The sequence below is a fragment of the Magnetospirillum aberrantis SpK genome, assembly GCF_011022235.1.
Lineage (GTDB): Bacteria > Pseudomonadota > Alphaproteobacteria > Rhodospirillales > Magnetospirillaceae > Magnetospirillum > Magnetospirillum aberrantis.
Map to the genome: position 1 here is coordinate 1 of NZ_JAAIYP010000001.1, position 17,630 is coordinate 17,630.

The following is a 17,630-nucleotide window of genomic DNA, read 5'->3' on the forward strand; positions in this document are numbered from 1 at the left end:
ACAACAGCGCAGGGCGCCACCGCCTGAAAACGGGATCGTTCAGGCCCCCAGGAATTCCAGTTGCCATTCCATCTCGTCGGCGGTCAGTGGAAACACCCCGCTGCGGGCATGGAGATGACGGCTGGCCGGCAATCGCAACAGCTTGCTTTGAAACTGTTCGCACAGTTCCGCCGACAACCCGGCCTTCCAGGTCACGGCGACGATGCCCTTGGCGCTTTGGGTGTGCACGGTCTTGCGGATGGTCGCCAGCGACACCCCCGACAACACCGCCAGCGCCGCCATGACGAAAGCGTGGTCGCCACCGGCCAAGGCCGCGTCCACGGTGCTTTCGTCCAATTTTCCCTGATTCTTCAATTGCTGGGCACGCATCATGGCTGCCGTCTCGTCCGCCGCCTTCTTGGCGTCGGCCTTGGCGATCCCGGTGGCCTCCATCTCGTCCAGCCGCCGTCTGACCACCGCCGCCACCGCCACCGCCGCGTCGGGTTCCAGGTCCTGACGGGCGGCCAACCCCTGCAACAGGTTGGCGGCGACGAAGCGCGCCAGCTTGCCCGCCGCCTTGGACGACAGATGCGGCCGTTCGACCAAGGGCTGATGCCATTGTTCGATGTCGGCGGCACGATCCACCAACCGGTCCAGCGTCTCTTCGCGGATCTGGGCCGAACCATTGGCCAAAAGCGTGGCGATGGCGTCGATGTCCTCGGTGGCGGCGATGGCGTCGGCGACGCGGGCCTTGACCTCGGAGCGTTTGGAAATGGCCGAGAGTGCCCCGGGCACCGGACCAGAGGCGATGATCTCCAGCAAGTCCTCGTCCGACAGTACCGGCGAGAACTGCAACACCGGCGCCGACACCGCCAACTCGGCGTCGCGGGCCAGCCGCAAGATGACCTCGGGCGGTGCGTCGACCACGTTCTTCAGCGCGTCCGACAGGATACCGCGCACCTTGACGATCTGATCACGGGCCAGAATCTCCAGCGCCTCATAGGTCAGGCGGCGCAAACGATCTTGTTCGTTGGCCGAAAGACCTGGCGCCAGACGCACGATCTTGGCCGCCAGTTCGCTGCGCACGCCCTCGTCCCCGTCGCCGGCCAGCAACAGGTTGGCCTGGGGCGGGGCGTGGTGGTTGCTGGCGACGCGGCGGCGGACCTCGGCATCGGAATCCTCGGCCAGGTAATAAAGGATCTCGGGCTGGATATCGGCGCGGGCCGCCAGTTCGGCGCGCACGCCGGGATCTTGGTCGGCCGCCAGTTCGCGCGCCTGTTCATAATCGATCTTGCGCCCGCCGCCCACCAACCGCCGGATCAGTTCCAACATGGCGCCTAGTTCCCGTCCTCGTACGGCGGGGCCAGACGCCACGCCCCCTTGCCGTCCTTCTTCACCTCGTACATGGCCTTGTCGGCCCGTGCGATCAGTGCGTCCAGGGATTCGGCGCTGGAACCGGCGTGGACCGCCACGCCGAGCGACATGTGCAACGGCCGTTCGCGGTCCCCCGAAAACTCGCCCAGACCTTGGGCGGCGGTCAACAGGTCGCGGCAACGCTGGACGGCGATGTGCTGCTCGGCGCCTTCCAGCCAGATGGCGAATTCGTCGCCCCCCAATCGGGCGACGATGTCGGTGGGACGGGTATGGCACAACAGCAGGTCGCGCACCGCCAACAGCGCTTGGTCGCCGACGGAATGGCCGTGCACGTCGTTGACCAGCTTGAAATTATCCAAATCCACGTAGATCAACGCCGCCGGCCTGTGTTCGCGGCTCAACCGCTGGAACCGTCGGGCGATTTCCTCGAAAAAGGCGCGACGGTTGAACAGACCGGTCAGCGAATCGGTGCGCGACAGCTTGAGGATACGTTCGTGATTGGCGATCTGTTCGTTGGCCAGCCCCACCTGATTGGCGACGTCGTCGATCAGCAGTCGGTCGTCGTCTCCCCACGAGGCGCGGTCGCCGTCGCGCCACAGCAACACCGCGCCGTTGACCGACTGGCGATAACGGCTGACCGTGGCCAGGACGTGCCAGCCAGCGGTTTCGCCGTCGAAATGCTCGCTCCCGGCAAGGGCCTCGAGAACCGGCGCGCCCTCGCCACCTTCGCCGAATTGCGCCGCCAGCACGAAATCCGTGGAATCGGGAAGAATGCGGAAGATCTGGCAGCCGGTGGCCCCCAGCGCGCGGGCCGTGGCCTCGGCGGCGGCACGCAGCATGTCCGACGGCTCGACCTCGTCGCGGATGGTGCGCACCACATAGGACAGCAGGCGTTCGCGATTGCTGGCCCGGCTCAACGCCGCGTCGCGCAGACGTTCCTGGGTGACGTCGCGGCCGACGCCGCGGGCGCCGCGCCATTCGCCGTGCTCGCCGAAAATGGGCGTGGCCGACAACAGCACGCAGGCCTCGCCGCCATCGGCCATCTTCATCCACACTTCGCGGTCCTCGACCACCAGGGAGGCCAGAAAGGGCGACGTCGTTCCCTCGGGTTCGGGCATGGCGACGAAATCGGCCGGAGCCCGCCCCACCAGTTCGTCGGAGCTGAACCCCAGAGCGCCTTTGGGACTGACGAAGGCGAAGCGTCCGTCGCCGCCCACTTCCCAGGCGAAATCCGAACTGATCTCGACCAGATCCTTGTAGCGCTGGCGCGATTCCACCAGCGCCGAACGCAGATTGCGTTCCAAGGTGGCGTCGCGCCCCAGCAACAGAAGATGGCCGTCATCGGTGGGCAGCGCCGAAAGTTCCAGGGTCACCGCCCCGCCCCCCGCCGCCGGCAGGGTTTCGATCACCGGCCGCCCGCCGCCCGCCCGCAACGCATCGATCTGGACCAGACGGCCCTCGACGATGGCGCGGACCAGCAGTTCGGCGCGGCCGTTGGAGGCCACCACGCGGCCGTCCCCGTCCAGCACCACCGCCACGCCGGGATAGGCCGACAAGCCGACAGAACCCAAGCTGAAGCGCAGCTTCGGCATGTCCGCACCCGGCTCTCGCTTGAACTCGGACGACGCGCTCATGATCCTTCCGTGGTCTGCTCCGTCTTCATGCTTAGCATAGACGGCAAGCCACCACGAGAGACGAAACGGCGATACGCACAAGCCGGATTGAGAAGCCTCCCCGGCCACATGCCCTTGCCTTCCGGCGCCGCCGGGGCTATCGGTTGAGGCATGAGCGAAACACCGCCCACCGACCCCCGCCGCCTGGGCCTGGACCATGTCCACGCCTGGGTGTTCGATCTGGACAACACGTTGTATCCGGCGTCCAGCAGCCTGTTCCCGCAAATCGACGTGCGCATGCGCCAGTTCATCGCCGAACGGCTGCACATGGCGCTGGACGACGCCTTCGTCCTGCAAAAGCGCTATTACCGCGAATTCGGCACCACCTTGCGCGGCCTGATGCTGGTGCACGGCATCGAACCCGAGGACTTCCTGAACTACGTCCACGACATCGACCACACCGTGCTGGACGCGGCGCCCAGACTGGACGCGGCGCTGGCCCGGCTGCCGGGGCGGCGGTTCATCTTCACCAACGGTTCGGAACGCCACGCCGAGAACGTCATGGAACGCCTGGGCATCGCCCAGCGTTTCGAAGGCATCTTCGACATCAAGGCCGCCCAGTTCATCCCCAAGCCGCAGCCCGCCTGTTACGACGCCATGCTGGCGCGGTTCGGGATCGAGGCGCGGTCCTCGGCCATGGTCGAGGACATCCACCGCAACCTGAAACCCGCCTGTGACATCGGCATGACCACGGTGTGGGTGCGCCAGGACAACCACCCCGACTTCAAGGTGGTGATCCAGGACGATGACGACCTGTCCCACGTCCACCACGTCACCGAGGATCTGGTGGGCTGGCTGGAAGCCATACCCCACACACCGTGATGCCTTGCGCGCGTTGACAGCGACCGCCAGCGCGCTATGTTCCCGTCAACACCATCACCCGCAAGGAACGACCCGATGAGCTTCGCCGATCTGCAAAAGGACGTCGAAAGCGCCTGGGAGGCGCGCGACACCATCAATTTCGAGACCGGCGGCAAGATCCGCGACGCGGTGGACACCGCGCTGGGCATGCTGGACACCGGCCATCTTCGCGTCGCCGAGAAGATCGACGGCGAATGGGTGGTGAACCAATGGCTGAAGAAGGCGGTGCTGTTGTCGTTCCGCCTGAACGACATGGCCCCCATCCCCGGCGGCCCCGGCGGCGCCCATTGGTTCGACAAGGTGCCGTCCAAGTTCGCCGACTGGGATGACGGCAAGTTCCGCGCCCACGGCTTCCGCGCCGTGCCGGGCGCCATCGTCCGCCGTTCGGCCTTCATCGCGCCGGGCGTGGTGCTGATGCCCAGCTTCGTCAACGTCGGCGCCCACGTGGACACCGGCACCATGGTCGACACCTGGGCGACCGTGGGGTCGTGTGCCCAGATCGGCAGCAACGTCCACATCTCGGGCGGCGCCGGCATCGGCGGCGTGCTGGAGCCGCTTCAGGCCGGCCCGGTGATCATCGAGGACAATTGCTTCATCGGCGCCCGCGCCGAAGTGGCCGAGGGCGTGGTGGTCGGCGAGGGTTCGGTGCTGTCCATGGGCGTGTTCCTGGGCGCCTCCACCAAGATCATCGACCGCTCCACCGGCGAAGTGTTCATCGGTCGCGTACCGCCCTATTCGGTGGTGGTCCCCGGTTCGCTGCCCGGCAAGCCGCTGCCCGACGGCACCCCCGGCCCCAGCCTGTATTGCGCGGTGATCGTCAAGCGGGTGGACGAAAAGACCCGCTCCAAGACCTCGATCAACGAGTTGCTGCGCGACTGATTTTTACAAGGATGCCCGGACACCTTCCGGGCATCCGCCATCTCGCCGAGAGGACCGCATGGCGCTCGACCCCATCAGCCTTGCCCAGGACCTGATCCGTTGCGCCAGCGTCACCCCCGAGGACGCGGGCGCCATGGCCGTGCTGACCCGCACCCTCGAAGGATTGGGGTTCGTCTGTCACGCGGTGGATTCGGCCACCGGCGGTCCGACCATCAGGAACCTGTACGCCCGCCTGGGCGACAGCGGCCCCAATTTCTGTTTCGCCGGCCATACCGACGTGGTGCCGGCGGGCGGCACCTGGACGGTGGACCCGTTCGGCGGTCAGGTGATCGACGGCCGGCTGTTCGGACGCGGCGCCGCCGACATGAAGGGCGCCATCGCCTGTTTCGTCGCCGCCGTGTCGCGGTTCCTGGAAAACGGCCCCGCCAAGGGTTCCATCAGCCTGCTGATCACCGGTGACGAGGAAGGCCCGGCGGTGGACGGCACCGTCAAGGTGCTGGACTGGCTGGCCGCGCGGGGCGAAAAGCTTGACCTGTGTCTGGTGGGCGAACCCACCAACCCCCGCCATCTTGGCGAGATGATGAAGATCGGCCGGCGCGGCTCGCTCAACTGCAAGATCCGCGTCTTCGGCACCCAGGGCCATTCCGCCTATCCCCATCTGGCCGACAACCCCATTCCCCGCCTGTTGGAAATGCTGCGCCGGCTGACCGAAAAGCCGCTCGACGACGGCAGCGAGCATTTCCAGGCCAGCACCCTGGCGCTGACCACGGTGGACGTGGGCAACGCCGCCACCAACGTCATCCCGGCCGAGGCCCGCGCCGGCTTCAACATCCGTTTCAACGACCTGCATTCCGGCGCGTCGCTGGAAAAATGGATTCGCGACACCCTGGCCCAGGTCGGTGGAGACATCGAATGCTCGGTCGAGGTGTCGGGCGAAAGCTTCCTGACCCAGCCGGGATTGCTGAGCGACGCGGTGGCAGACGCCGCCTTCGCCGTCACCGGACGGCGGCCGGAACTGTCCACCACCGGCGGCACCTCGGACGCCCGCTTCATCAAGAACTTCTGTCCGGTGCTGGAATTCGGCCTGGTCGCCCAGACCATGCACAAGGTGGACGAACACGTCCAAATCGCCGACATGCAGGCGCTGACCGACATCTATGTCCAGGTGCTGGACCGTCTGGTGGGCCATCCATGATCACCGCCGGAGAAATGATGGCCGGCATCACCGGCGCCTTCCGACTGGCCCGGCGCGATCCCGGCGGCATGGTGTGGTTCGACGCCACCCCGCGCGGATTCTGGAACTCGTTCTGGGCGGCGGTGCTGGTGGCGCCCACCTTCCTGATCCTCGACGTCCTGTCGGGCAGCCTGAACGACGAGACCACCACGCGTCAGATGGCGATCAAGCTGATCGGCTACGTCATCGACTGGACCGCCTTTCCGGTGCTGATGATCGCGGTGGTCGATTCCCTGGGCAAGTGGCCCAACTACATCCGCTACATCGTCGCCTATAATTGGGCGGCGGTGGTGCAGATGGCGGTGCTGTTGCCCATCGCCCTGCTGGCGGTGGCGGCCCCCAGTCCCGCCACCTTGCTGTTGGCTCAGACCGCCACCATCGTCTTGCTGGTCTATCGCGCCTATGTGGCCCATGTGGCGTTGGCGGTGGGGTTCGGCACCGCCGCCGGCATCGTGTTGTTGGACATATTGCTGGCCGGTTTCCTGCGCGTCGTCAGCGATCAATTGATGAGGGTGTAGACGTGGCCCGCTGGCGCCCCATGGCCGTCGCCGACCTGGAAACAGTGGTGCGGGTGGCCGACGTCGTCCACGTCAATTACCCCGAGGATCCGGCGGTGTTCGCCGACCGTCTGGCGCTGTTCGCCCCCGGCTGCCTGATGGCCGAGGACGACGACGGGCAGGCCTTGGGCTATTGCCTGGCCCATCCCGGCATCGTCGGCGACCCGCCGCCGCTCGACACCGTGCTGGGGGCGCCGCCCAAGGCCGCCGATTGTCTTTACATCCACGACGTCGCCTTGTTGCCCCAGGCGCGCGGCCGTCATCTCGGGGTGGCGCTGGCCCGGCTGATGGAAGACGTCGCCCGCGCCCACGGCTTCGACCGCATCGCGCTGACGGCGGTGAACAATTCCGACGGTTTCTGGGGTGCCTTGGGCTATGTGCCGCAGCCGTGCGAGAAAATCGCCAGCTATGGCGACGCGACCTACCGGATCAAGCTGCTGCCATCGGGAAGGGACAATTCTCAGCGATAGTGGACAGCGGTCAGATACAGCCCGTCCGGCGGACAGGTCGGGCCGCCGGCCGAACGGTCACGGGCGTCGAGTGCACGCTTCATGTCCTCGGGCCGCCACTTGCCCTCGCCCACCAGCTTCAACGTGCCGACCATGTTGCGCACCTGATGGTGCAGGAACGACCGCGCCGAGGTGGCGACGTGGATTTCCTCGCCGACGCGGGTCACGCTCAGCGCGTCCAGCGTCTTCATCGGACTTTTCGCCTGGCATTCGCTGGCGCGGAAAGTGGTGAAGTCGTGATGCCCCAACAGGTAGTCGGCCCCCTGTTGCATGGCGTCGGCGTCAAGCGCCACCGGCACCCACCACACCCGCCCGGCATCCAGTCCGGCCGGCGCCCGACGGTTCAGGATGCGAAACAGATAAGACCGCCCGATGGCGGAAAAGCGGGCATGAAAGTCGTCGGCCACCGCCTCGGCCGCCAGCACCACCACCGGATGGGGGCGCAAATGGAAATTCAGGCCGTCGCGCACCCGGTCGCAACGATAGTCGCGCGGGGCGTCGAAATGCGCCACCTGACCGGTGGCGTGCACGCCGGCATCGGTTCGGCCGGCGCATTGCACCAGCGTCTCGCTTTGGCAAAAGCGCAAGACCGCCTCTTCCAATGCCTGTTGCACCGAGGGGCCGTGGTCCTGGCGCTGCCAGCCGTGATAAGGGCGGCCGTCATATTCGATGGTGAGCTTGTAGCGGGCCATCAGCCGAACCGGCTGCCCTTGGGCACCGCGAAACCACGCAACAGGTCCGCCGCCGCCATGGGCGCCTTGCCGGCGCGCTGTACGCGGGTCAGCCTGAGCGCCCCTTCACCGCAGGCGACGGCAAGGCAATCATCCAGCGCCGTGCCCGGCACCCCGGAGCCATCAGTCATCTCGGCCGCCAGCACCTTCAGCCGTTCCTCGTTCAACACGCACCACACGCCCGGCCATGGGTTGAGGCCCCGCACCTGACGCTCGATCTCGACGGCCGGCCGGGTCCAGTCGATGCGGCCCTCGTCCTTGGCCAGCTTGGCGGCGTAGGTGATTCCAAGCTCGGGTTGCTTGACGTGTTCCAGTTCGGGATAGCGCGCGACCGCCTCGACGATCAGGCGCGCCCCCGTCTCGGCCAGTTGGTCGTGCAGCATTCCGGCGGTGGTCTGCTGCGTGATCGCCACCTTTTGCGTCAACAGCATGTCGCCGGTGTCCAGGCCCGCATCCATCTGCATGATGGTGACGCCGGTTTCCGCGTCGCCGGCCAGGATGGCGCGCTGGATCGGCGCCGCGCCGCGCCAGCGCGGCAACAGCGAGGCGTGGACGTTGAGACAGCCGAGCTTCGGCGCCTCCAGCACCGCCTGGGGCAGGATCAGGCCATAGGCCGCCACCACCGCCATGTCGAGGCCGAGGTCGCGAAAGGCCTGTTGCTCGTCCGCGCCCTTCAGGCTTTTCGGCGTGCGCACCGCGATGCCCCGGGACTGGGCGAAGGCGTGCACCGGGGTCAGCTGTTCCTTGTGGCCGCGTCCGGCGGGACGCGGCGGCTGGGAATAGACGCAGACCACGTCATGGCCGGCGTCGATCAGCGCGGCGAGGATGGAAACCGAGAAATCCGGCGTCCCCATGAAGCACAGGCGCATGGCGTCAGCCCGCTTCCTTCTTGGCCTTCAACAGCTTGCGCAGGATCATGTTGCGCTTGAGCGACGACAGGTGATCGATGAACAAGATGCCGTCCAGATGGTCCATCTCGTGCTGCAACACCGTCGCCAGCAAGCCGTCGGCATCCATCTCGCGCACCGCGTCGTGTTCGTCCACATAGCGCACGCGGACGGCGCGCGGACGGACCACGGCGGCATAATGCTCGGGCACCGACAGGCACCCTTCCTCGTAGGTGTTGTCGTCGTCGGACGCCCAGACGATTTCCGGGTTGGCCATGCGGATGGGCTGGCGATCCTCTTCGTTCTTGCCGATATCGGCGACGATGACGCGGATGCTCATGCCCACCTGCGGCGCGGCCAAACCGATGCCGGGGGCGGCGTACATGGTTTCCAGCATGTCGTCCATCAACGTGCGGACGGACTGGTCCACCGTCTCGACACGGGCGGCCTTTTGCTTCAGCCGGGGGTCGGGAGCGGTGAGGATAGGGAGGAGGGCCATGGACGCGTCGCCTTTCAAGGAATTCCCATGGGAAATATGGAACCTTCCGGCAAGCGTCAAGAAGAACCGCCCTACATTGGCTCTCAGCCCTTGACCCGGACGCGATAGCTCAGAACCTGTTCGCCACGCGCCGGCACCTCGACCGTCCAGGTCGCGGTGAAGGCGTTCTCCTTTTTATGCGGCGCGCTCTCGTCGAGCACCAGCCAGTCGCCGCCCAGGCTTTCACGCACCACCACCTGGGCGGGGGTGTCGCCGGCATTGGCAAGACGCACCTGCCATTGCGCCTCGGTGATCTCGGCCGAGACCCGGTTGAAGTCGGTCTGGACCCGCCGCGCGGTGACGTCGAAGGCGCGGCCCAGGGTGACGCGGGCCTCGGCCCCGGCGGGAACGTCGCCCAGTTGGTCCTCGCCCAGGAAGGTGGCGCCGCCGTCGCGGGCCCGCTGGAACACCCGGATGGTGCCCGACGGCAGCGGTTCGTTACCGTTCTTCAGACGCAACACCGCCTGGGGATGTTGCGGCTCGGGATCGGCGGCGCGGTCGCGCCATGCCTGACCCGGCAAGGGATCAAGGATCAGTTGACGGCTGACCGTCAGGTTCTGCGGCGCCACCAACGCCACCTGCTTGCGTTCGCCGTCGCCCAGCGACACCGGCTGAGCCACGGTATAAAGATGATAGACGCCGCCCGCCGTCTCGCGCGTGGGCGCCATGGTGGCGGCCATCAACACCTTTTCCATGCGCATGGCGCGCGGCGGGGCGTCGTTGGCCACCGTGCCGACGTCGCCGGCCAGCAATTGCAACTTGGCCGCCGGAAAGTCCGCCCCGGAAACGTTGACCAGCGTCGCCCAGGCCGACAGCGACAGCTTGTCGCCGGCCGGTGTCAGTTCGGCCACGTAATCGGCCTGCCACGACAGGCCCGAGGTCAGGTAGCTCAGCTCGACCCCGCGCTTGCCGCCCTGTTCGACGGTCACCGCGGCGCGATAGGCCGGGGCCGTGCGTAATTCCGGCGGCAGGGAATCGTAAAGGATGCGGGCCGGTTCGCCGGCCACCACCTTGCCGGCCACCTGGAACAGGGGCGGCTGTCCGGCGGCAACCACACGGGCCCGTTCCTCGCGTTCGGCGCCGACGGCGTCACGCCATACCACGGTCACGTCGCGGCCCACCGATGCGGCCAACAATCCGGCGGCATCGACACCGCCCGGCAGGAACCCCTGTTCATGCACCACCAGCCCGCCACCCGACAGCATGGCGCTGCCGTCGCGGGCGGCACGGGCCACCCCTTCCACCACCAGCACCTGGGATCCGCGTTCGAAGGTGGCGGTACGGTGGTCGCGCACCAGGGCGGTGTCGTTCTGGGTCACCGTCAGGGCCAGCCCGCCACGGTCGGCCGGGGTCACCACGGTGTCGGCGAAACCGGCCGCCGCCAGCAGCGGCACGAAGGCGGCGGTGGTGATCAGGGCCAGGCGCCGTTTCATGAATATTCTCCGCAAGGTCGTCATGGTGCCGTTCTATGTTATGAAAACGGCGGGAGCATGGCGACAAAGGAGCAAGTCTTGGATTCCATGACGATGATGGCGGCGGCGTTGGGCGGACTGATCCTGGCCTTGCTGGGGGTGGCGGCGGTGTTGTTGCTGCGCGGACGCGGCAACGCGGCGCGCGAGGATTTCATGGCGCGAACCGTCGATTCCATGGCCCAGGCGCAGTCGGCCTTGACCGGGCGGCTGGCGCAGTTGGCGGAAACCCAGGCCGCCGCCCAGGCGCAGATGTCGGAACGCCTTCAGGCCCAGGAGCGCGCCCTGGCCCGCGCCGTCGAGGAGCGGCTGGCCGCCCTGGGCAAGCGCATGGACGACGGTTTGCAGCAATCGTCGCACCGCCAGGCCACCACCCTTCACGAATTGCGGGAGCGCCTGGCGGTGATCGACGCCGCGCAAAAGAACATCACCCAATTGTCGGCCCAGGTGGTCAGCCTTCAGGACATCTTGTCCAACAAACAGGCGCGCGGCGCCTTCGGCGAAATCCAGTTGGCCGACATCGTCAGCTCGATCCTGCCGCCCAACGCCTACAAGTTCCAGGCCCCCCTGGGCGATGGCCGACGCGTCGACTGCCTGCTCGACCTGCCCAATCCACCGGGTGCCATCGCCATCGACGCCAAGTTTCCGCTGGAAAGCTTTCATGCGTTGCGCAACGCCCGCGACGACGCCGAACGCGTCGCCGCCGGCCGCGCCTTCGCCACCGCTATCCTCAAGCACGTGCGCGACATCGCCGAGAAATACATCGTTCCCGGCGAAACCGCCGAATCGGCCCTGATGTTCCTGCCATCCGAAGCGGTCTACGCCGAATTGCACGCCAATTTCACCGACGTGGTGGAAAAATCCTTTCGCGCCAAGGTGTGGATCGTTTCCCCCACCACCTTGATGGCCACGCTGAACACCGTGCGCGCGGTGCTGAAAGACGCCTGCATGCGCGAACAGGCCGGCCAGATTCAAAAGGAAGTGCGGTTCTTGCTGGACGACATCGACCGGCTCGACACCCGCGTCACCGCGCTGGACAAGCATTTCGGCCAAGCGGTCGAGGATCTGCGCCAAATCCGCATCTCGACCGACAAGGTCACCAAGCGCGCCGAACGCATCGAATCCGTGCAGGTCGGCGACGACGAGAAGGCCGCGGAGCTGGCGCCGCCCCAGCCCAAGCTGCCGGCACAATAATTAAGGTCGAGGAAGAAACATCAATGACAACCAGTGCATGCTGTGCATGGCTGTTATGATGCATGTCATTCGCAACTTTTTTGCCTAATTATCATTCGTCGCTTTTAGACTGCCCCTTAGGACATCAGATCGCGGGGCCTGTGATGGCAAATGTCGTGCCGTGCGAACACTTCCTGTTACGGCGCGTCGCCGCCGAGCAGCAGCGTGCAGCCCAGTCCATGCGCGGGCTGGTCCGCGCGGTGGACACCTTCATCAACGTGGTCGACCGTGCCTGTGTCGATGCCAGGGGTCAGTTGGACCAGGCGTTGGCCCGCACCAGCGCCTTGCGCGAACACACCGCCGCCGAACGCCAACGCACCGTGGCCGCCCTGGAAGACGGCGGCCTTGAGGTGATGATCGCCGAACGCGACCGGCTGTTGGCCGAACGCGAACGTCGGCGGGCGGGCGGCTGATACCAAATCGCGTTGATCTGAACCGATCAACGCCGCCCTCAAGCGCCGGGCGGGTTTTTCCAAAACCCTTGGCTCCCGCCGCATTGGCGGCGCGGGCGCCTTGCGCCCGACCAAGTCTCGATGAGTCGCGCTCATCGAAACTTGGTATGAGCATCCCCCGAGCACCCGTCGTATCCCGGTATCTTATTGTCGGGATTTGGCATTAGGGCTCGCGCCGGCCACGACAAGCGGGTAAATGTCGTCGCGTTTCCGTCGACGAGGACGCCGTCCCATGCGCCCGTTTTTGCCGCCCACCATCGCCGTCAGCCAGGATTTGCGCCCCAACCTGTGGGACGCCGCCTTGTTGCCGATCGTGTTCGGCATCCTGGCGCTGATGGCGTGGGGCGCGTTGCAGATGGACGCGCCCTACGACGTCGGCACGCCGCTGCCGCTGTCGCTCGATCCCGCCAACCTGCCCTACTACCTGTTGCGCAGCGCCTTGCGCATGCTGGCGGCGCTGGGTTTGTCGCTGGGCTTCACCCTGGTTTACGCGCTTCTGGCGGCCAAGGTGCCGGCGCTCGAACGGGTTTTGATCCCGCTGCTCGACATTCTTCAGTCCATTCCCATCCTGGGCTTCCTGTCGATCACCGTGGCCGGCTTCATCGCCCTGTTCCCCGGCAATCTGCTGGGGGTGGAATGCGCGGCCATCTTCGCCATCTTCACCTCGCAGGCGTGGAACATGACCACGTCGCTCTACCAGTCGCTGCGCACCGTTCCCACCGACCTGATCGAGGCCTCGGCCATGTTCCACCTGAGCCCCTGGCGGCGGTTCTGGCGGTTGGAACTGCCGTTCGCGGTGCCGGGGCTGGTGTGGAACATGATGATGTCGGTGTCGGGCGGCTGGTTCTTCGTGGTGGCGTCCGAGGCCATCACCGTGTCGGGCCAGACCATCATGTTGCCGGGCGTCGGCTCCTACATCGCGTTGGCCATCCAGGAACGCGACCTTGCCGCCATCGGCTACGCCATCCTGGCGGTGCTGGCGGCCATCCTGGCCTATGACCAACTGTTCTTCCGTCCGCTGGTGGCGTGGGCCGAGAAATTCAAATTCGAACAGAATGCCGGCGAGGAAGCCCCGGAATCGTGGCTTCTGACCCTGATGCAGCGCGCCCGTTTCTTCCGTGCCGCCGCCCGCCTGCCCGAAGGGATGTGGCGCGGCGTACTCAACGCCATGCCGCGCCGGCCGCAACGATTGCGGGCCAGCGCCAGCGAATGGCTGTTGCCGCGCTGGCTGGACGCGGTGTGGAACGGCGTGCTGGTGGCGATGCTGCTGGGAGCGGTCGGCTGGGTCTCCATCTTCGTCCATTCCGCCCTGGGCTGGGCCGAGATCTTCGACGTCCTGTGGCGCGGCGCCGTCACCGCCACCCGCATCGTCGTGCTGATCGCCCTGGCCTCGCTGGTATGGGTGCCGGTGGGGGTGTGGATCGGCCTGCGCCCACGCATGGCCGGCCGGCTTCAGGCGGTGGCGCAGTTCCTGGCGGCGTTTCCCACCAACCTGGTGTTCCCGGTGGTGGTCATGCTGATCGTGCATTTCCAACTGAACGTCGAGGTGTGGACCAGCCCGCTGATGGTGCTGGGCACCCAATGGTACATCCTGTTCAACGTGATTTCCGGGGCGTCGTCGCTGCCGTCCGACCTGCGCGACGCCGCCGGCAATCTGGGACTCAAGGGCTGGCTGAGGTGGAAGCGCTTCATCTTGCCCGGCATCTTCCCCGCCTATCTGACCGGTGCCATCACCGCGTCGTGCGGATCGTGGAACGCCTCGATCGTCGCCGAACTGGTGACCTGGGGCGACACCCGGCTGGAAGCCACCGGCCTTGGGTCCTACATCGCCGCGGCCACCAGCGACGGCGACTTTCCGCGCATCGCCCTGGGAATCGCCGTGATGTGCGTCTATGTCATGAGCTTCAACCATTTCGTCTGGCGCCGGCTGTTCAACCTGGCGGCCGAACGGCTGCGCATCGGCTGAGGGAGGGGGGAGATGAGCCAGACCACGCCGCTGTTGCTGTTGGAAGGGGTGCGCAAGACCTTCCGCACCCCTGACCGCCGTGAGCGCACCGTGCTGGAGGGCGTCGACTTCCGCCTGGAGGAAGGCGAGATCGTCGCCCTTCAGGGCAAGTCGGGATCGGGCAAGTCGACGCTGTTGCGCGTCATGGCTGGATTGGTGCGCAGCAACGGCGGCAAGGCCCTTTATCGCGGCCAGCCCATCGCCGGCCCGGTCCAGGGCATTTCCATGGTGTTCCAAAGCTTCGCCCTGTTCCCGTGGCTGACCGTGCAGCAAAACGTCGAACTGGGGCTGGAGGCGCTGGGCGTGCGCCCGGCCGAGCGCGAGGACCGGGCGGCGGCGGCCATCGACATGATCGGCCTGGGCGGCTTCGAGGGCGCCTATCCCAAGGAATTGTCGGGCGGCATGCGCCAGCGCGTCGGCTTCGCCCGCGCCCTGGTGATGAATCCCGACATCCTGTTGATGGACGAGGCGTTTTCCGGCCTCGACGTGCTGACCGCCGAGAACCTGCGCGACGACCTTCTGGAATTGTGGCGCGAGCGCAAGATCCCGACCAAGGGCATGCTGATGGTCAGCCACAACATCGAGGAAGCGGTCTACATGGCCGACCGCGTGCTGATCTTCGCCAGCGACCCCGGACGGGTGAAGGGCGAGATCAAGGTCGGCCTGGAGCATCCGCGCGATCCCGATTCGCCGGCATTCCGCCAGATCGTCGACGAAGTCTACGGCCTGATGACCGCCACTACCCGCACGCTGGGCGGCGCCCCGGCCGAGCCCATCCACATCGGCTACCGCCTGCCCGACGCCACGCCCAACCGCATGGCCGAGTTGTTGGAAACCATCGCCGAACCGCCGTTCGAAGGCCGCGCCGACGTCCCTGCCCTGGCCGAGTTCACCGAACTGCCCGACGATTCGCTGTTCCACCTGTTCGAAGGTCTGCGGGTGCTGGGGCTGGCGCGGCTGGCGGTTGGCGACATCTTCCTGACACCGGCGGGCCGCGCCTTCGTCGAGGCCGAGCCGCCGGAACGCAAGCGGATGTTCGGCGAGCACCTGTTGCACGCCATCCCCCTGGCGGCACGCATCCGCCGGGTGCTGGACGAACGGCGCGACCACCGCGCCCCCGAGGAACGTTTTCTTCAGGAGCTTCAGGACTATCTGTCGGCCGACGAAGCCGAGCGCGTGCTGGAAACGGTCATCACCTGGGGCCGCTATGCCGAGATTTTCGACTACGACTACAATGCCGGCGTGCTGATGCTGCCCGAGGACGACGACGAGGAACCCGCGCCGCCGGCCGCCGACCAGACACAATAAGCAAGGATTTACGCCATGACCGAACCGGCCCGCATCGGCCTTGTCACCGTGTCCGACCGTGCCTCGGCCGGCGTCTACCAGGATCTGGGCGGGCCGGCCATGGCCGAATGGCTGAGCCGTGCCCTGGTCACGCCGTGGCAGGCGGTGTCGCGGGTGATCTCGGACGACCGCGAGATCATCGAGACGACGCTGAGGGACCTCGCCGACACCGAAAGCTGCGGCCTGATCCTCACCACCGGCGGCACCGGCCCGGCGCCGCGCGACGTGACGCCCGAAGCCACCGAGGCGGTGTGCGACAAGATGATGCCGGGATATGGCGAGCTGATGCGCACCGCCAGCCTCAAGGTGGTACCCACCGCCATCCTGTCGCGCCAGACCGCCGGCATCCGCGGGCGGACGCTCATCATCAACCTGCCGGGCAAGCCCAGCGCCATCGCCGACTGCCTGGACGCGGTGTTCCCCGCCACCCCCTATTGCCTGGACCTGATCGGCGGGCCGTGGCTGGACACCGACCCGGCGGTGTGCGCGGCCTTCCGCCCCAAGAAGAAGTGAGGGCTTGACCGCGCTCAAAGACCGCCGCCCCCGCTCCTTGTCACAAAGGGGCCTGGAAGATGTCCATTGCGGGGTGACACGATGCGCGGATGGTGGGTTGTGGCGGTGGTGGCCGTGGGCGGCGCGACAGGGGCCTGGGCCCAGGACGCGCCGCCGCCGGTGACCTTGCCCAACGGCAAGACCTGGACCTACGACGCCGAACAGGGCCGTGAGATCATGCGCACCTGCGCCGCCTGTCATGGCGAGTTCGGCGAAGGCGGCGGCGGCGGCGTCTATCCCCGCATCGCCGGCCTGCACCCGGATTACCTGGCCGACCAGTTGCGCGCCTTCAAGTCCCGCGCCCGCGAGAACATCCCCATGATCCCCTATGCCAACGACCGCGAGTTGCCGGAAAAGGATGTTCTCGACGTTTCCTACTACCTGGCCTCCATCAAGCCGCCCAACCGCCCGCCGTCCGACGACACCCCCATGGACGCCTTCGAGCGCCTGAAGCTGGCCAAGCAGGCTGTGCAGATTCCGCGTGAACCGGGCGACGCCGCCAAGGGCGAAAAGCTCTATAATGGCGACTGCATGGAATGCCACGGTCGCAACGGCCAGGGCCGGGTCAGGAAGCCGCCCCTGGCCCAACAGCACATGAAATATCTGCGTGCCCAGGTCGCGCTGTTCCTCAAGGGACAGCGCGAGCACGAGGACGTGGACGAACTGATGCGTCCCAAGACCGACCAGGACTGGCAGGACATCTGGGCGCACGTGTCCTTGCTGGACGATTGAGACCGCCCGGCGAATGAACTGATCCGTTGGCTCAGTTCACGTCGAGACGGTGACGCTCAGCGCCGCGCGGGCTTGCCGGCCGCCCGAACGGATCATTTCAATGGGCGGCCGGTAGGAGACCATATCCCGGTGATCGGAACCGATCACCGGCGTCTCACGGCCGCTGGATGGTGTCCAGTTCCTGCCGAGCGGCGCGGCGGCGGGCTTCTTCGGCCATTTCCTTGTCGACGATGGTCTTGCCCACCGGGAACAAGGCGACGTTGGCCAGCTTGAGATGACCGACGGCCAACGGAATGCCGATGATGGTCAGGGCGCAGGTGATGGCCGCCATGATGTGACCGATGGCCAGCCAAATGCCGGCCAGCAGGAACCACACCACGTTGCCGACCAGCCCCAGCGTTCCGGTGCCGATATCGTCCTTGCCGGTCAGCACCTTGCGGCTGACGGCTTCCTTGCCGAACGGCCACAGGGCGAACAGCGCGATGTTGAAACACGCCCGCGCCCACGGCAGGCCGATGATGGTGACGGCCATGATCACCGCCGCCAGCAGCCAGCCCAGCGCCATGACCAGACCGCCGAAAACCACCCAGATGATGTTGAGGATGAGCGACATGATCG

The 17,630-nt window shown here is 66.7% G+C and carries 18 protein-coding genes; 11 read left to right on the forward strand and 7 right to left on the reverse strand.

What is annotated here, in order from left to right; all coding sequences use genetic code 11:
* Positions 1-39: 39 nt before the first annotated feature.
* A complete protein-coding gene (locus G4223_RS00005) occupies positions 40-1,311 on the reverse strand; it encodes a DUF2336 domain-containing protein (protein ID WP_163673473.1) in 1,272 nt (423 codons plus the stop codon).
* 5 nt (positions 1,312-1,316) lie between these two features.
* Positions 1,317-2,987, reverse strand: coding sequence for a sensor domain-containing diguanylate cyclase (locus tag G4223_RS00010; protein ID WP_163673480.1), 1,671 nt, complete (start codon positions 2,985-2,987; stop codon positions 1,317-1,319).
* 150 nt (positions 2,988-3,137) lie between these two features.
* Here G4223_RS00010 and G4223_RS00015 point away from each other — a divergent pair, with 150 nt between their 5' ends.
* The 5 genes from G4223_RS00015 (at position 3,138) to G4223_RS00035 (ending at position 7,027) form a co-directional block, all read left to right on the forward strand.
* Entirely contained in the window at positions 3,138-3,848 is a 711-nt protein-coding gene (locus G4223_RS00015) for a pyrimidine 5'-nucleotidase (protein ID WP_163673482.1), read from the forward strand.
* Between the two features lie 75 nt (positions 3,849-3,923).
* Entirely contained in the window at positions 3,924-4,766 is an 843-nt protein-coding gene (gene dapD, locus G4223_RS00020) for a 2,3,4,5-tetrahydropyridine-2,6-dicarboxylate N-succinyltransferase (protein ID WP_163673484.1), read from the forward strand.
* Positions 4,767-4,824: 58 nt separating this feature from the next.
* Positions 4,825-5,961, forward strand: coding sequence for a succinyl-diaminopimelate desuccinylase (dapE, locus tag G4223_RS00025; protein ID WP_163673486.1), 1,137 nt, complete (start codon positions 4,825-4,827; stop codon positions 5,959-5,961).
* Positions 5,958-6,518: a hypothetical protein gene (locus G4223_RS00030; RefSeq protein WP_163673488.1), complete on the forward strand. Its 561-nt coding sequence runs from the start codon at positions 5,958-5,960 to the stop codon at positions 6,516-6,518. The genes dapE and G4223_RS00030 overlap by 4 nt, the downstream gene beginning before the upstream one ends.
* A gap of 2 nt (positions 6,519-6,520) precedes the next feature.
* Entirely contained in the window at positions 6,521-7,027 is a 507-nt protein-coding gene (locus tag G4223_RS00035; protein ID WP_338086783.1) for a GNAT family N-acetyltransferase, read from the forward strand.
* On the opposite strand, the gene truA is transcribed toward G4223_RS00035, so the two are convergent.
* From truA to G4223_RS00055, 4 genes are all read right to left on the reverse strand, one after another.
* A complete protein-coding gene (truA, locus tag G4223_RS00040) occupies positions 7,018-7,758 on the reverse strand; it encodes a tRNA pseudouridine(38-40) synthase TruA (protein WP_163673490.1) in 741 nt (246 codons plus the stop codon). The genes G4223_RS00035 and truA overlap by 10 nt on opposite strands.
* Complete coding sequence (fmt, locus tag G4223_RS00045) at positions 7,758-8,666, reverse strand: methionyl-tRNA formyltransferase (RefSeq protein WP_163673491.1); 909 nt, start codon at positions 8,664-8,666, stop codon at positions 7,758-7,760. The genes truA and fmt overlap by 1 nt, the downstream gene beginning before the upstream one ends.
* 4 nt (positions 8,667-8,670) lie before the next feature.
* Positions 8,671-9,183 carry a peptide deformylase gene (def, locus tag G4223_RS00050; protein ID WP_163673493.1) on the reverse strand — a complete coding sequence of 171 codons (513 nt, stop codon included), beginning with the start codon at positions 9,181-9,183 and terminating at the stop codon, positions 8,671-8,673.
* Positions 9,184-9,266: 83 nt separating this feature from the next.
* The gene (locus G4223_RS00055) at positions 9,267-10,655 is read right to left on the reverse strand and encodes a DUF4139 domain-containing protein (RefSeq protein WP_163673495.1); all 1,389 of its coding nucleotides are present in this window, start codon (positions 10,653-10,655) and stop codon (positions 9,267-9,269) included.
* Positions 10,656-10,742: 87 nt separating this feature from the next.
* Here G4223_RS00055 and G4223_RS00060 point away from each other — a divergent pair, with 87 nt between their 5' ends.
* The 6 genes from G4223_RS00060 to G4223_RS00085 all read left to right on the forward strand — a co-directional run bounded on the left by G4223_RS00060 (position 10,743) and on the right by G4223_RS00085 (position 17,012).
* Positions 10,743-11,885: a DNA recombination protein RmuC gene (locus tag G4223_RS00060; RefSeq protein ID WP_163673608.1), complete on the forward strand. Its 1,143-nt coding sequence runs from the start codon at positions 10,743-10,745 to the stop codon at positions 11,883-11,885.
* Between the two features lie 143 nt (positions 11,886-12,028).
* Positions 12,029-12,337: a PH domain-containing protein gene (locus G4223_RS00065; protein ID WP_163673497.1), complete on the forward strand. Its 309-nt coding sequence runs from the start codon at positions 12,029-12,031 to the stop codon at positions 12,335-12,337.
* Positions 12,338-12,608: 271 nt separating this feature from the next.
* Positions 12,609-14,342 carry an ABC transporter permease gene (locus tag G4223_RS00070; RefSeq protein ID WP_163673499.1) on the forward strand — a complete coding sequence of 578 codons (1,734 nt, stop codon included), beginning with the start codon at positions 12,609-12,611 and terminating at the stop codon, positions 14,340-14,342.
* A gap of 12 nt (positions 14,343-14,354) precedes the next feature.
* Positions 14,355-15,689, forward strand: coding sequence for an ABC transporter ATP-binding protein (locus G4223_RS00075; protein ID WP_163673501.1), 1,335 nt, complete (start codon positions 14,355-14,357; stop codon positions 15,687-15,689).
* Between the two features lie 15 nt (positions 15,690-15,704).
* Positions 15,705-16,241 carry a molybdopterin adenylyltransferase gene (gene mog, locus G4223_RS00080; RefSeq protein WP_163673503.1) on the forward strand — a complete coding sequence of 179 codons (537 nt, stop codon included), beginning with the start codon at positions 15,705-15,707 and terminating at the stop codon, positions 16,239-16,241.
* 81 nt (positions 16,242-16,322) lie between these two features.
* On the forward strand, positions 16,323-17,012 hold the full coding sequence (locus G4223_RS00085; protein ID WP_163673505.1) for a c-type cytochrome: 690 nt from the start codon (positions 16,323-16,325) through the stop codon (positions 17,010-17,012).
* A 154-nt stretch (positions 17,013-17,166) separates the two neighbouring features.
* Here the strand turns inward: G4223_RS00085 and G4223_RS00090 are convergent, their stop codons facing one another.
* Entirely contained in the window at positions 17,167-17,625 is a 459-nt protein-coding gene (locus G4223_RS00090) for a YccF domain-containing protein (RefSeq protein WP_163673507.1), read from the reverse strand.
* Positions 17,626-17,630 lie beyond the last annotated feature (5 nt).

Bases quoted from the DNA above. Each gene is read 5' to 3' on its own strand.
- G4223_RS00005 (WP_163673473.1), bottom strand. From the start codon at position 1,311: ATGTTGGAACTGATCCGGCGGTTGGTGGGCGGCGGGCGCAAGATCGAT.
- G4223_RS00010 (WP_163673480.1), bottom strand. From the start codon at position 2,987: ATGAGCGCGTCGTCCGAGTTCAAGCGAGAGCCGGGTGCGGACATGCCG.
- G4223_RS00015 (WP_163673482.1), top strand. From the start codon at position 3,138: ATGAGCGAAACACCGCCCACCGACCCCCGCCGCCTGGGCCTGGACCAT.
- dapD (WP_163673484.1), top strand. From the start codon at position 3,924: ATGAGCTTCGCCGATCTGCAAAAGGACGTCGAAAGCGCCTGGGAGGCG.
- dapE (WP_163673486.1), top strand. From the start codon at position 4,825: ATGGCGCTCGACCCCATCAGCCTTGCCCAGGACCTGATCCGTTGCGCC.
- G4223_RS00030 (WP_163673488.1), top strand. From the start codon at position 5,958: ATGATCACCGCCGGAGAAATGATGGCCGGCATCACCGGCGCCTTCCGA.
- truA (WP_163673490.1), bottom strand. From the start codon at position 7,758: ATGGCCCGCTACAAGCTCACCATCGAATATGACGGCCGCCCTTATCAC.
- fmt (WP_163673491.1), bottom strand. From the start codon at position 8,666: ATGCGCCTGTGCTTCATGGGGACGCCGGATTTCTCGGTTTCCATCCTC.
- def (WP_163673493.1), bottom strand. From the start codon at position 9,183: ATGGCCCTCCTCCCTATCCTCACCGCTCCCGACCCCCGGCTGAAGCAA.
- G4223_RS00055 (WP_163673495.1), bottom strand. From the start codon at position 10,655: ATGAAACGGCGCCTGGCCCTGATCACCACCGCCGCCTTCGTGCCGCTG.
- G4223_RS00060 (WP_163673608.1), top strand. From the start codon at position 10,743: ATGACGATGATGGCGGCGGCGTTGGGCGGACTGATCCTGGCCTTGCTG.
- G4223_RS00065 (WP_163673497.1), top strand. From the start codon at position 12,029: ATGGCAAATGTCGTGCCGTGCGAACACTTCCTGTTACGGCGCGTCGCC.
- G4223_RS00070 (WP_163673499.1), top strand. From the start codon at position 12,609: ATGCGCCCGTTTTTGCCGCCCACCATCGCCGTCAGCCAGGATTTGCGC.
- G4223_RS00075 (WP_163673501.1), top strand. From the start codon at position 14,355: ATGAGCCAGACCACGCCGCTGTTGCTGTTGGAAGGGGTGCGCAAGACC.
- mog (WP_163673503.1), top strand. From the start codon at position 15,705: ATGACCGAACCGGCCCGCATCGGCCTTGTCACCGTGTCCGACCGTGCC.
- G4223_RS00085 (WP_163673505.1), top strand. From the start codon at position 16,323: ATGCGCGGATGGTGGGTTGTGGCGGTGGTGGCCGTGGGCGGCGCGACA.
- G4223_RS00090 (WP_163673507.1), bottom strand. From the start codon at position 17,625: ATGTCGCTCATCCTCAACATCATCTGGGTGGTTTTCGGCGGTCTGGTC.